At 67.7% G+C, this 13829-nt stretch carries 11 protein-coding genes; 8 read left to right on the top strand and 3 right to left on the bottom strand.

The genetic code is table 11. The annotated features are described in order from the left end of the window. Nucleotides 1-69 precede the first annotated feature (69 nt). The 3 genes from PIQ37_RS11545 to PIQ37_RS11535 are packed head-to-tail and all read right to left on the bottom strand — an operon-like array spanning nucleotide 70 to nucleotide 3545. Nucleotides 70-1623, bottom strand: coding sequence for a pseudouridine synthase (locus PIQ37_RS11545; protein ID WP_342073570.1), 1554 nt, complete (start codon nucleotides 1621-1623; stop codon nucleotides 70-72). Continuing rightward, complete coding sequence (gene scpB, locus PIQ37_RS11540; protein ID WP_342073569.1) at nucleotides 1616-2581, bottom strand: SMC-Scp complex subunit ScpB; 966 nt, start codon at nucleotides 2579-2581, stop codon at nucleotides 1616-1618. Before scpB ends, PIQ37_RS11545 begins: the two co-directional genes overlap by 8 nt. Nucleotides 2582-2603: 22 nt before the next feature. After that, on the bottom strand, nucleotides 2604-3545 hold the full coding sequence (locus tag PIQ37_RS11535; RefSeq protein WP_010342676.1) for a segregation and condensation protein A: 942 nt from the start codon (nucleotides 3543-3545) through the stop codon (nucleotides 2604-2606). A gap of 373 nt (nucleotides 3546-3918) precedes the next feature. On the opposite strand from PIQ37_RS11535, the gene PIQ37_RS11530 reads away from it, so the two are divergent. The 8 genes from PIQ37_RS11530 (at nucleotide 3919) to PIQ37_RS11495 (ending at nucleotide 13560) form a co-directional block, all read left to right on the top strand. Continuing rightward, entirely contained in the window at nucleotides 3919-4218 is a 300-nt protein-coding gene (locus tag PIQ37_RS11530; RefSeq protein ID WP_017909689.1) for a YciI family protein, read from the top strand. Beyond that, nucleotides 4215-4499, top strand: coding sequence for a BolA family protein (locus PIQ37_RS11525; protein WP_342073568.1), 285 nt, complete (start codon nucleotides 4215-4217; stop codon nucleotides 4497-4499). The genes PIQ37_RS11530 and PIQ37_RS11525 overlap by 4 nt, the downstream gene beginning before the upstream one ends. A 234-nt stretch (nucleotides 4500-4733) precedes the next feature. Then, entirely contained in the window at nucleotides 4734-5747 is a 1014-nt protein-coding gene (locus PIQ37_RS11520; RefSeq protein ID WP_342073567.1) for a LacI family DNA-binding transcriptional regulator, read from the top strand. 105 nt (nucleotides 5748-5852) lie between these two features. Continuing rightward, a complete protein-coding gene (locus tag PIQ37_RS11515; protein ID WP_342073566.1) occupies nucleotides 5853-8825 on the top strand; it encodes a TonB-dependent receptor in 2973 nt (990 codons plus the stop codon). Nucleotides 8826-8955: 130 nt separating this feature from the next. After that, nucleotides 8956-10542 (top strand): glucoamylase family protein, encoded by a 1587-nt coding sequence (locus tag PIQ37_RS11510; RefSeq protein ID WP_407136839.1) that lies wholly within the window; start codon nucleotides 8956-8958, stop codon nucleotides 10540-10542. An 11-nt stretch (nucleotides 10543-10553) separates the two neighbouring features. After that, the gene (locus tag PIQ37_RS11505; protein ID WP_407136856.1) at nucleotides 10554-11849 is read left to right on the top strand and encodes a sugar ABC transporter substrate-binding protein; all 1296 of its coding nucleotides are present in this window, start codon (nucleotides 10554-10556) and stop codon (nucleotides 11847-11849) included. Further along, nucleotides 11846-12727, top strand: a complete 882-nt coding sequence (locus PIQ37_RS11500) for a carbohydrate ABC transporter permease (protein WP_010342668.1) — start codon at nucleotides 11846-11848, stop codon at nucleotides 12725-12727. The genes PIQ37_RS11505 and PIQ37_RS11500 overlap by 4 nt, the downstream gene beginning before the upstream one ends. Then, nucleotides 12724-13560 carry a carbohydrate ABC transporter permease gene (locus PIQ37_RS11495; RefSeq protein WP_017909683.1) on the top strand — a complete coding sequence of 279 codons (837 nt, stop codon included), beginning with the start codon at nucleotides 12724-12726 and terminating at the stop codon, nucleotides 13558-13560. The genes PIQ37_RS11500 and PIQ37_RS11495 overlap by 4 nt, the downstream gene beginning before the upstream one ends. The last annotated feature ends 269 nt before the right edge of the window (nucleotides 13561-13829 follow it).

Below are 13829 nucleotides of genomic sequence, written 5' to 3'. Positions count from 1 at the left end.
AGGGCGCCGCTTGCGCAGGCGCCCTGTCGGGTGCGGGGCGGGCCGGCGCGCACGGCGCCGGCGTCGTCCTCAGCCGCCGCGCGGACCGCGGTTGCCGCCGCCGCCGGGACGGCCGCCGCCACCCGGAGGACGTCCACCGGCCGGGCGGTTACCGCCGCCGGGGCGTCCGCCCGGACCCGGGCCGCGCTTCTGGCCGCCGGCCGGGCGCGCTGCGCGCGGCGCGGCGCCGTAGGGGTTGAAGCCGGGGGTGGCGTGGTCGGACGGGAAGCTCGGCGCGTTGCCCGGATGCCCGTAGGGGTGCGCCTTGCGTTGCTGGCCCTGGCCCGGACCGCGGCCCTGGCCGGCGCCCGCACCAGCGCCGGCACCGGCCGGACGCGGCTTGGCGTAGGGACGCCCCTGACCTTGACCCTGGCCCTGGCCACGACCGCCGGGACCGGCGTTGCGGTGGCCGGTCGGCCCGGTGCTGACGCCATCGGGCACGTACCAGGTGCGGAACGCGGCGGGGTTGCCGTCCGGCAGCGGCTTGGGGCCCTTCGGCGTGCGCTGCTTGAACGGCTTCTGCGATTGCTTGGCGGCCATTTCGCCGCTCACGGTCAGGCCGCCGTGTGGCTTCTTGCCGCCGCGGCCGCGGCCGCGGTCTTCGCGGAAGGTGTCGAAGCGGCGCAGCTCGCGGCCTTCGTCCGCGGTGTTGTGGCCGTTGACGTAGGCGTTGCCGCCGCGGCCGACCTGCACGGTGGCCTTGGCCGCCTTGCGCTGGCCGATCACCGGCTGCAGGGTCAGCGCCGACGGGGTGCCTTCCTCCAGCTTCAGCTCGGCGCGCAGCGCCTCGACCTTGTCCTGCGCCAGCTCCATCGAGTGCCCGCGCAGCAGTTCGCGCGGCAGCGCGATCTTGCCGTAGCGGGTGCGCTTGAGCCGGCTGACCTGGCAGCCCTGCGATTCCCACAGGCGCCGCACTTCGCGGTTGCGGCCTTCCTTGACCACCACCCGGAACCAGTCGTGCGAGTCGGTGCCGCCGATGCGTTCGATCTCGTCGAACTTGGCGCCGCCGTCCTCCAGCAGCACGCCGCGCGAGAGCCGCTCGATCATGCTGTCGGGCACGGTCTCCTCGCCTTCCGGGGCGCGCACGCGCACCACGTACTCGCGCTCGATCTCGTAGGAGGGGTGCATCATCGCGTTGGCCAACTCGCCGTCGGTGGTGAGCAGCAGCAGGCCGGTGGTGTTGATGTCCAGGCGGCCGATCGCGATCCAGCGCGCGCCCTTCAGCGCCGGCAGCGCCTCGAAGATGGTCGGGCGGCCTTCGGGATCTTCGCGCGTGGTCACTTCGCCTTCGGGCTTGTTGTAGATCAGCACGCGCGAGGGCTCGGTCAGCGCGCTGGCGACGAAGCTGCGGCCGTCCAGCTCGATCTTGTCGCCGCTGCGGATCGACATGCCGGTCTGCGCGACCTCGCCGTTGACCTTGACCAGGCCGTCGGCGATGCGCTGTTCCAGCGCCCGGCGCGAGCCCAGGCCGGCCTGGGCCAGGACCTTGTGCAGGCGTTCTTCCAGTTTCGGCTGCTCGGCGGCAGCGGCGTCGCGCTTGAGCGAGAGCTTGTTCAACGACAGCTTGCGGGAGGTGTCACTCATTTACTTGGCTCCGGCCGGCGCGTTGCGCGTCGGCCTGTGGTTCGGAATCGGCATCGTCAACAGCCACGGTCGTCGTCGCGACGGCGTTGTCTTCGGCTTCGTTCGCATCCGCCGCGCGCTCTCCCGGCGCGGCTTCGGGTTCGCCCGTCGGGGCGGTCGTGGGATCCGTGGCCGCCGGCGCGTGGGCGTCGTCGGTCGCGGGGGGGTGCGGTGCTGCGGTGTCGCGTGCTTCTGCGTTTGCGTCGTCTGCGTCGGCCGCGTCTGCCTGCGCCGTCGCGGCAGGCTTGGCGGGTTCGCCGGCGGCTGCGGCCTGTGCCGTGGTGTCGCCCTGGTCGCCCTGATCGGCGGCGTCGCCCGGTGCGGCATCGGCCTGGGCCATGTCGCCGACCGGCAGCGCGTCGCGGTCCAGCGGCAGCTGCGGCTCGAGTTCGCCGATGTCCTTGAGTTCGGACAGCGGCGGCAGTTCGTCCAGGCGCTTGAGCCCGAAATAGTCCAGGAAGGTCTTGGTGGTGCCGAACAGTGCCGGCTTGCCCGGCACATCGCGGTGCCCGACCACGCGGATCCACTCGCGCTCTTCCAGCGCCTGGATGATGTTGCTGCTGACCGCCACGCCGCGCACCTGCTCGATCTCGCCGCGGGTGATCGGCTGCCGGTAGGCGATCAGCGCCAGGGTCTCCAGCGTGGCGCGGGTGTAGCGGGTCTTGCGCTCGGTCCACAGCCGCGCCACCCAGGCATGCACGTCGCTGCGCACCTGGTAGCGGAACCCGGAGGCGACTTCGACCAGTTCCACACCGCGGCCCTCGCAGGCCTCGCGCAGCAGTTCCAGCGCGCGCTCGATGCTGCCCGGCGGCGCGGGTTCCTCCTCCGGGAACAGGCCGTGCAACTGCGCCAGCGGCAACGGCTGGTTGGCGGCGAGCAGGGCGGCCTCGACGATGCGGTTGATCAGCGCTTGATCCATGCGGGGGCGGGTTCTCGGTGGCTCAGGTGGTGGCGTCGGCGGCGTCGCTGTCGTCGAACTCGCTGTTGAACTGCAGCGGCGCGTTGGTGTTGCCCAGTGCCAGCGACTTGACGTAGATCGGCGGCATCGGCGGCCGCTCTGTGGCCTCGGCGGGGACGTGCGCCAGCGGTTCCTGGACGATGTCCAGCAACTGCTCCTTGGCCAGTTCCAGCAGCGCCAGGAAGGTGACCAGCACGCCCAGCTTGCCTTCCTCGGCACTGAACAGCGATTCGAAACGGTGGAACTTGCCGTCGTCCAGACGGCCCAGCACGTCGCCCATGCGCTGGCGCACGCTCAGCGCCTCGCGCTTGATCGCGTGGCCGCTGAACAGCTCGGCGCGCTTGAGCACGTCGTACAGCGCCAGCAGCATTTCCTTCAACTCCACCGGCGGCGGCAGCTTGACCGCGGCACGGTCCGGCACATGGGCGTGCACCGGGGTGGTGTCGCGGTCCTGCCGCGGCAGCGCGTCGATGTCCTCGGCCGCCTGCTTGAAGCGTTCGTACTCCTGCAAGCGGCGGACCAGTTCGGCGCGCGGGTCCACTTCCTCGCCGTCCTCGGCCGGCGGCCGCGGCAGCAGCATCCGCGACTTGATCTCGGCCAGGATCGCGGCCATCACCAGGTATTCGGCCGCCAGTTCGAAGCGCAGCTCCTGCATCACGTTGATGTAGTCCACGTACTGCCGGGTGATCTCGGCGACGGGGATGTCCAGGATGTCCAGGTTCTGCCGGCGGATCAGGTACAGCAGCAGGTCCAGCGGGCCTTCGAACGCATCCAGGATCACTTCCAGCGCGTCCGGCGGGATGTACAGATCCTGCGGGATCTGCAGGACCGGCTGCCCATGCACGACCGCCAGCGGCATTTCCTGCTGCTGTGGCGGGGTCGTCTGGGTTGGCGGGTTCGCGTCGAGCGCGAGTTCGGAAGTCATCGGTTGGACATCGGTGTTGCGGTAGCGAAGGGCCGGGCAGGCGCGACCCGGCGCGGCTCCTTGCCGGCAGTGCTGCGGTTCAATGGCGCGTCGTCCCCGCAACGCGCTCGGTACTTCAACAAGACACACGACGCACGCCACGCGTGTCGTGGCGGCGGGAACTGCAGAGGAGGACGTCTGCGCGGGCGGTGTCAGGCAGCGAATCGGTCGTCGGAAGGGGCTTGGGGTCGCCGATCACCGACGGGCCGCTGCATCCGGCCGCGTGCAATACGACCAAGGGTAATGCGCCGGCGGGGTCGGTGTCCAGCGCCGCCGTGCCGGGCCAGGTTCTACAATGGCGGGTCTTTGGATAGGCAACGAGGGCGGAGACGCGATGTGGTACGTGATCGAGGGGTACGACGTGGCCGATGCGCTGCCGCGGCGGGCGGCGGCGCGGCCGGCGCATCTGCAGCGGCTGACCGCGTTGCAGGAGGCCGGGCGGCTGCTGCTGGCCGGGCCGTGCCCGGCGATCGACGCCGAGGATCCGGGTCCGGCCGGCTTCAGCGGCAGCCTGGTGGTGGCCGCGTTCGACTCGCTGGCCGAGGCGCGGGCCTGGGCCGAGGCCGATCCGTATGTCGATGCCGGCGTCTACGCCCGGGTCGAGGTGCGGCCGTTCCGCAAGGTGCTGCCATGAGCCAGGTCGGCGCCGAGCGGGTGGCGCGGATCCGCGCCGCGCTGGAGGCGGCGTTCGCGCCGCAGGCGCTGGAGGTCGAGGACGACAGCCATCGCCATGCCGGCCATGCGGGCGCGCGCGACGGCCGCGGGCATTTCAATGTACGGGTGGTCAGTCCGGCCTTCGCCGGCATGGCGCCGCTGGCCCGCCACCGTGCCGTCTACGCGGCGCTGGGCGAGATGATGCAGGCCGACATCCACGCGCTGTCGATCCGCGCCGAGGTGCCGGGCACGGGCGGCTGACACCCGCCCGCGACGGCTGCCGCCGGTCCAAACAGGGGTGTGCACCCCGGGAAAAATCGGAATCTGCACCTGGATTATGCTGCATTGCGGCACGATTCCGGCCAGTTTCTCATTATTCAAGTGACTGAAAAATAAGACGTTTATTGTAAAAATAACAAAGGGCTTCTGCCTCGCGCTGAAAACGATTACAGTCCGCGCCAGTTTCTCAAGGTCTCTGCCGCGGAGGGCGGCACGATGGCGAAGAGCGCGGTTACCATCAAAGACGTCGCACGCGAGGCCCGGGTTTCCGTGGCCACCGTGTCGCGTGCGCTCAATGGCCACGAGAACGTGGCCGCGCCGGTGCGGACCCTGGTGCTGGAAGTGGCCGAGCGCCTGCGCTACAGCCCGCATGCGGCGGCGCGCAGCCTCAGCAGCCGCCGCACCCAGACCCTGGGCGTGGTGCTGCCCGACCTGTACGGCGAATTCTTCTCCGAACTGATCCGCGGCATCGACGGTGCCGCCCGCGCGCGCCGCCAGCACCTGCTGGTGTCCAGCTACCACGGCGACCCGGAAGAGCAGGGGCGGGCGCTGCGGGCGATGCGCGGCCGCGTCGACGGCCTGCTGGTGCTGTCGCCGTATGCCGAGCGCCCGGGCTTTCTCACCGACAACCTGCCGCAGGCGTTGCCGACGGTGTTGATCAACACCCACCTGCCGGGCACCGAATATCCGGTGCTGAGCATCGACGACCACGCCGGCGCGGTAGCGATGACCGAACACCTGCTGGCGATGGGGCATCGCCGCATCGCCTTCATCGGCGGTCCGGAACTGAACTTCGACGCGCGCGAACGCCTGCGCGGCTTCCGCGACGCCATCGCACGCCATGCCGGCGACGCGCATGGCCAGGAGTTCCCGGGCGACTTCGACGAAGCCTCCGGGTATCGCGCGGGGCAGGCGATGCTGCAGGCCGGCATGCTGCCCGATGCGGTATTCGCCGCCAACGACATGACCGCGCTCGGCTGCCTCTACGCCTTCACCCAGAGCGGCGTGCGCGTGCCCAACGACATCGCGTTGGCCGGCTTCGACGACATTCCGCTGGCGCGTTTCGTTCACCCATCCCTCACCACCATGCGCGTCAGCATCGCCGGGCTTGGTGAGCAGGCGATGCACCGCCTCCTGCAATTGATCGATCGGCCCGACGCGGACGACCGGCAGCGGCAGACCCTGGTTCCTACGTTGGTCGTGCGCGATTCCAGCACGGCCCGTTCCTGATGCGACGCATTTTTCTGCGCCGTATCGCTTGTTCCACTTCGTTCCATCGAAGCACCACGCACCACCCATAACGAGCATCACGTCTTCCTGGAGGGAAAACCCCACATGCAACACACCCCGCACTCCGCCCGGCCCACGCGCAAGCTGTTGAGCTGCGCCCTCGCCAGTTGCCTGCTGCTGGGCGCCGCGCCGGCATTCGCGCAGAGCACCGGCGCCACCATCCGCGGTCAGGTCAAGGTCGATTCGGCGCCGGCCGCGTCCGCGCAGGTCACCGCCACCAACCTGGCCACCGGTCTGAGCCGCAGCGTGCAGACCAGCAACGGCACCTATTCGGTCGGCGGCCTGCCGCCGGGTTCCTACCGCATCGACGTCACCGCCGACGGCAAGACCACCTCGCAGAACGTCACCGTGCAGGTCGGCCAGACCGCCACTCTGGATCTGGGCGTGGGCGGCGAAGCGGCCACCGCCAGCGGGCAGGGCGCGACCACGCTCGACGCGGTGCAGGTGCAGGCGCCGCCGGTGCTGGTGGAAACCCGCACCTCGGAGAACGCCACCTACATTTCCAACGTGCAGATCGAGAAGCTGCCGCAGGCCACGCGCAACTTCCTTGAGCTGGCCGACAGCGTGCCGAGCGTGCAGTTCCAGCGCGACGCCAAGGGCAACACCACGGTGCGCTCCGGCGCGACCTCGGCCAACGGCACCAACGTCTACATCGACGGCATCAGCCAGAAGAACTACGTGCTGACCGGCGGCGTCAGCGGCCAGGATTCCAGCCGCGGCAACCCGTTCCCGCAGTCGGCGATCGGCGAGTACAAGGTCATCACCTCCAACTACAAGGCCGAGTTCGACCAGGTCAGCAGCGCGGCGATCGTCGCCTCGACCAAGTCCGGCACCAACGATTTCCACGGCAGCTTCTTCTGGGATACGACCAACGACGACTGGCGTGCCGAAAGCCCGCTGGAGCGCAAGGCCGGCCAGCGCGACGACTTCTCCGAGACCCAGTACGGCGCCACCTTCAGCGGCCCGATCCTCAAGGACCGCGCGCACTTCTTCGTGGCCTACGAGGCCAAGGAATACACCACGCCGAACACGGTGATTCCGGGCGGCATCTACGCCGACCGCGTCGACCAGCTGCCAGCGCAGCTGCAGCCGCTGGTCGCCACCTACAGCACCCCGTTCAAGGAAGACCTGTACTTCGGCAAGATCGACTGGACCCTGGGCGACAACAACCTGTTCGAGCTGACCGGCAAGTACCGCAAGGAAGACGAACTGTCGGACATCGGCGACACCACCACCTACCAGCACGGCAGCACCAACGGGCAGAAGGAAAAGCGCGCCAACCTGCGCTGGCAGTACAGCGGTGAGGCCTTCCTCAACGATCTGAACCTGAGCTACGAGAGCGCGTTCTGGACCCAGACCCCGCTCACCGACGGCAGCGGCTACGTGCTGTCCTACGTGCCGCAGGCCGGCAACGAGACCACCATCCTCAGCGCCGGCGCCGGCAGCAGCTTCCAGAACAAGGGGCAGAAGGGCTGGACCCTGCAGGACGACCTGACCCTCAACAGCCTCGACTGGCACGGCAGCCACACCATCAAGATGGGTCTGAAGTACAAGGACATCCAGCTCGATTCGACCCAGATCAATCCTGCCAATCCGCAGTACTACTACAACATCCTCAGCGATGTCGGTACGCCGTACCGGGTGCGCTTCGGCGACACCGGCGACGGCGGTTCGGTGCAGTCGCAGAACAAGCAGTACGGCATCTACCTGCAGGACGACTGGGAGGTCAACGAGCACCTGACCCTGAACCTGGGCGTGCGCTACGACTACGAGAAGACCCCCTCGTTCCTCGACTTCGTCACCCCGGCCGACGTCGCCAGCGCGCTGCTGAACTGGCGCAACCTGGACAACGCCAACTACGACATCGCCAACTACATCAGCACCGGCAACAACCGCAAGGCGTTCAAGGATGCGTGGCAGCCGCGCCTGGGCTTCTCCTACGACCTGTTTGGCGACCAGGCGCACGTGATCTACGGCGGTGCCGGCCGTGCGTACGACCGCAACCTGTTCGACTACCTGGCGCTGGAGCAGCTCAACAACAACTTCCGCTCCTACAGCTACTACTTCAGCAGCGCCAACACGCCGTGCCTCGGCCAGCCGTGCGTGGCATGGGATCCGAGCTATGCGACCCAGGCCGGCCTGAACGGGCTGGCGGCCTCCAACACCGGCGGCGCCGGCGGCGGCCGCGAGGTCTACCTGATCGACAACAACATCAAGGTGCCGTACTCCGACCAGTTCAGCCTGGGCATGCGCAACATGGTGCATTTCTGGGGCAACGACTGGTACACGGACGTGACCCTGAGCCGCATCGTCAGCGAGGACGGCTTCGTGTTCCTGCGCGGCAACCGCCGTGCCGACGGTTCGTTCTTCCTGCCCGGCACCACCTCCGGCGTGCCCACCGACTCGCCCAACGGCTACAGCGCGATCGTGCTCGGCACCAACGGCCTGAAGACGCGCAACAACCAGCTGGCATTGAAGCTGGACAAGCCCTACGACAAGGAGTCCGGCTGGGGCCTGACCGTGGCCTACACCTTCTCCGACGCGAAGGAGAACCGCCAGTACGGCGAGCACTATGCGCTGGACCAGCCGTCGATGGCCGGCTACGGCTGGCGTGAGGCCGGCGGCATCCCGAAGAACCGCCTGGTGGTGACCGGCATCTACGATCTGCCGTACGACGTCACCCTGTCGGCCAAGCTGTCGTTGGCCAGCCAGACCCCGCGCTACGGCACCAACTGCCTGGCGGGCAACGACCAGTGCTATATCATTCAGTACAAGCCGGACGCCACGCTGGGCTACAAGGAATTCAGCCTGGCGGCGAACAAGGAATGGGATACCGGGTCGGGCATCAAGTTCAACGTGCGCGCCGATGTCATCAACCTGTTCAACTGGACCAACTACGCGGACTACAACACCGCAACCGGCACGTACGCCGATCTGAACACGGCGTTCGGTACGCCGAACGGCGTGCTCGCCTCGCCGATGCGGACGTTCAAGCTGTCGTTCGGCTTGAACTGGTAAGCAAGGCCGCCGCGGCTCCCGTGCACCGGGGGCCGCGGCGATGCGGAAGTGGGGTATTTTTTGCGTGCGTGTAAACGATTTCACGGGGGGCACGATGAAGAAGCAGCGCAGGTTCATCAGGTTTTCGTTGATGGTGATGGCAGCAGGGGTGCTGCTGACGGCGTGTAAGAAGGTCGAGGAGCCGAAGGCGGTGGAGAAAAAGCCGGTGCAGGTGATCCTGGTCGAGGCGGAACTGCCGCCAAAACCACTGAAGCCCGAGCTGCCACAGCTGTTCAGCGACATCGAGCGGCGCACTTTCCAGTTCTTCTGGGACACCACCAACGACACCAATGGCCTGACCCCCGACCGCTTCCCGTCGCGTCCCTTCGCCAGCATCGCGTCGGTGGGGTTCTCGCTGACGGCGTATCCCATCGGCATCGAGAACGGCTGGATCAGCCGGACCCAGGCGGTGGATCGCACCCTGACCACGCTGAAGTTCTTCCGCGATGCGCCGGTCGGCCCGCAGCGCACCGGCAAGGCCGGCTACAAGGGCTTCTATTACCACTTCCTGGACATGCAGAACGGCCACCGTTACGACAGCTGGGTGGAGCTGTCGAGCGTGGATACCGCGCTGCTGATGATGGGCGTGCTGTTCGCGCAGTCGTACTACGACGGCGACGACCCGCGCGAGAAGGAGATCCGCGAGATCGCCGACACCCTGTATCGGCGCGTGGACTGGACCTGGCTGCAGCAGCGCGATCCGCTGATCTCGATGGGCTGGTTCCCTGAAAGCGGCTTCATCAGCCACGACTGGATGGGCTACAACGAAGCGATGATGCTGTACGTGCTGGCCTTGGGATCGCCCACCCATGCGGTGAGCCCGGATGCGTGGACGGTGTGGACCCGTACCTACAACAACGACTGGGGCGTGTACTACGGCCAGGAATACCTGTCGTTCGGGCCGATGTTCGCGCACCAGTACAGCCACGTCTGGATCGACTTCCGCGACATCCAGGACCAGTACATGCGCGAGCGCGGCATCGACTACTTCCTCAACAGCCGCCGCGCGGTGCTGGCGCAGCGCGAGTACGCCATCGCCAATCCGATGAAGTGGAAGGACTACGGCGAGAACGTGTGGGGCCTGACCGCCAGCGATGGGCCGCAGAACACCGAGCAGGAGTATCGCGGCGAACAACGCCAGTTCCGCCACTATTCCTCGCGCGGCGCCGGCCTGCGCGAGAACTTCGACGACGGCACCATCGCGCCGACCGCGGCGGTGGCCTCGCTGGTGTTCGCGCCGGAAGTGGTGATTCCGGCCACCGAGGAGATGCACAAGCGCTACGGCGACTTCATCTACTCCAGCTATGGCTTCCTGGATTCGTTCAACCCCAGCTTCAACTACGATATCCCGCTGAAGACCGGGCGCGTCGTGCCCGGACGCGGCTGGGTCTCCAGCGACTACATCGGCATCGACCAGGGCCCGATCCTGACCATGATCGCCAACTACCGCAACGAGTTCGTCTGGAACGTGATGAAGAAGAACAAGTACATCCGCACCGGACTGGAGCGCGCCGGCTTCAGCGGCGGCTGGCTCACTCCGGAGGGCGAGGCGCAGCCGGTGCCGAAGAAGGACGAGCAGGCCGCCGCGGCGCGGGCGATCGGCATCGCCGAATCGCGCGCCGCCGCCGCGCAGGCGCAACAGAACCCCGACCAGCGCCAGCCGCAGAAGCCCGAATGAGCGCAGCACGCATGATCGGTCGTTGGGTGTCGCTGGGCTTGCTGATGGTGGCCGTATGCGGGTGCGCGCGCGCGCCGAAGGGCGAGGTGGTGCGGTTCTGGGCGATGGGCCGCGAGGCCGAGGTGGTGGCCGAGCTGATCCCGGAGTTCGAGAAGGAGAATCCCGGCATCCACGTCGATATCCAGAACATCCCGTGGACCGCCGCGCACGAGAAGCTGCTGACCGCCTTCGCCGCCGATGGCCTGCCGGACGTGTGCCAGCTGGGCAATACCTGGATCCCGGAATTCGCCGAACTGGGCACGCTGCAGCCGCTGCAGCCGTATGTCGACCGTTCCAAGGTGGTCGACCCGAAGGACTACTTCCCCGGCATCTGGGACACCAGCGTTATCGATGGTCAGCTCTACGGCATCCCCTGGTACGTGGACACGCGCCTGCTGTTCTATCGCAAGGACATGCTGCGCGACGCCGGGGTGACCAAGCTGCCGCAGACCTGGGCCGAGTGGGAGCAGGCGATGGCGGCGGTGAAGAAGCATGTCGGGCCGAAGCGCTACGCCATCCTGATGCCGCTCAACGAGTTCGAGCAGCAACTGTCGCTGGGCCTGCAGCTGCCCGATCCGCTGCTGCGCGACCACAACAACTACGGCAACTTCGAAAGCCCCGGCTTCCGCAAGGCGCTGGCGTTCTACGCCAACATGTTCGACCAGGGCTGGGCGCCGAAGATGTCGGAGACGCAGATCTCCAACGTCTGGGACGAATTCTTCAACGGGTTCTACGCGTTCTACATCTCCGGCCCGTGGAACATCCGCGAGTTCCGCAAGGTGCAGCCGGCTGCGCTCAAGGACCAGTGGGGCACCATGCCGCTGCCGGGCCCGGACGGCCCCGGCGCCGGCATCGCCGGCGGCACCAGCCTGGTGATCTTCCGCAAGTCCGAGCACAAGGACGCGGCGTGGAAGTTGATCGAGTTCCTGTCGCGGCCGCAGATCCAGGCACGCTTCCACGCACTGATCGGCGACATGCCGCCGCGGCGCAGCACCTGGGCGTATCCGTCGCTGGCCGACGATCCGCTGGCGCACGCGTTCCGCGATCAGCTGGAGCGGGTCAAGCCGGCGCCGAAGGTCCTGGAGTGGGAGCGCATCGTGCAGGAGATGCGGCTGGCCACCGAGCGGGTGGTGCGCGGCGGCGAACCGCAGGAGAAGGCAATGCGGGAACTGGACAAGCGGGTCGACGAGATCCTGGAGAAACGCCGCTGGATCCACCAGCAGCATCGCGAAGGCACGGCGGCGCCGGCCGCGGGAGCGGCGCCATGAAGCGCGGTTCCCTGATCGGCTGGCTGTTCGCCGGCCCGGCGCTGATCGTGATCGGCGTGTTCTTCGGCCTGCCGGTGCTGTCGGCGCTGGCGCTGAGCGTCACCGACTTCGACCTGTATTCGCTGGCCGACCGCCACAACCTGCGCTTCGTCGGCTTCGGCAACTACATCGAGTTGCTGCAGACGCCGATGTTCTGGAAGTCGCTGTGGAACACCACGTACTTCGTGATCGTCGGCGTGCCGCTGTCCATCGGCGCCTCGCTGGGCGCGGCGCTGCTGCTGAACGCGCCGGTGGCGCGCTTCAAGGCGCTGTTCCGCACCGCGCTGTTCGCGCCGGTAGTGACCACGCTGGTGGCGGTGGCGGTGATCTGGCGCTACCTGTTCCACACCAGCTACGGCCTGGTCAACTACGGCCTGGCGCACCTGGGCATCGGCCCGATCGACTGGCTCGGCGACCCGCACTGGGCGATGCCGACCATCATGCTGTTCGCGGTGTGGAAGAACTTCGGCTACAACATGGTGATCTTCCTCGCCGGCCTGCAGGCCATCCCGCAGGACCTGTACGAGGCCGCGCGCATCGACGGCGCCTCGAAGTGGCGGCAGTTCCTGCACATCACCCTGCCGATGCTGGGGCCGGTGTTGCTGGTGGTCGGGGTGATTACCGTGTCCGGCTACTTCCAGCTGTTCGCCGAACCCTACGTGATGACCCGCGGCGACCCCCTGCAGAGCACGGTCAGCGTGCTGTATTACATGTTCGAGGAAGGCTTCAAGTGGTGGAACCTCGGCCGCGCGTCGGCTGTGGCGTTCCTGCTGTTCCTGATCATCCTGGGAGTGACGACGGTGATGCTGCGCTTCGGCCGCAAGAGGGACCTGGTATGAGCCGGGAGATCGGCGCCTCGCGCTGGAACACGCTGCTGGTCAACGGCGGGCTGCTGCTGCTCGCCGTGATCAGCCTGGCGCCGCTGTTGTGGATGGTGTCGGTGTCGTTTATGCCGGCGGGGCAGGCCAGCCGCTTCCCGCCGCCGATGCTGCCCACCGGCGCCACCCTGGCCAACTACGGCGAGCTGTTCTCGCGCACCGGCATGGCCCGCAACTTCGCCAATAGCCTGCTGGTGTCGTGCGCGATCACCTTCGGCTCGCTGCTGATCAACACCATGGCCGGCTACGCCTTCGCCAAGCTGCGCTTCGTCGGCAAGGAACGGATCTTCCAAATCCTGCTGGCGGCGCTGGTGATCCCGGCGCAGGTGGCGATGCTGCCGCTGTTCCTGCTGATGAAGCAACTGCACCTGGTCAACAACTTCGGCGGCGTGGTCGTGCCGGCACTGGCGACGGTGTTCGGCATCTTCCTGGTGCGCCAGTACGCGCGTTCGATCCCCGACGAGCTGCTGGAGGCCGCGCGCATCGACGGTGCCGGCGAGCTGCGGATCTTCTTCCAGATCGTGCTGCCTATGCTCAAGCCGGTACTGGTGACGCTGACCATCTTCACCTTCATGGCGGCGTGGAACGACTTCATGTGGCCGCTGATCGTGCTGACCGACCAGGAGCACTACACCTTGCCGGTGGCGCTGGCGGCGCTGTCGCGCGAGCACATCATGGACGTGGAAATGATGATGGCCGGCGCCGTGGTCACCGTCGTCCCGGTGCTGGCGCTGTTCCTGGCGCTGCAGCGCTACTACATCCAGGGCCTGCTGCTCGGCAGCGTGAAGGGGTGAGCGAACGCGCCTGCGAGCCACTGGCTCGCGCGTTCGCGAACGCCTGGCCATGGATGGCCAGGCCGGACGATCTGGTGTGGGATTGTCACGCCATGGATGGCAGCGGTGAAGCGGAACATCGAGCGCCACTGGCGCGCGTTCGCGAACGCCCGGCCATGGATGGCCAGACCTGACGTGTAGGAGCGGCTTCAGCCGCGACAGCAAGCAACGCGATGCCGTGGGGCGCCGACGGGTGCGATGCCCGCTGGCATGCACAGACACACACAAGC

The sequence above is a fragment of the Xanthomonas protegens genome (assembly GCF_038442435.1).
GTDB lineage: Bacteria > Pseudomonadota > Gammaproteobacteria > Xanthomonadales > Xanthomonadaceae > Xanthomonas_A > Xanthomonas_A sontii.
Note: the sequence above shows the minus strand (reverse complement) of the source record. Positions and strands in the feature narration are given on the sequence as shown.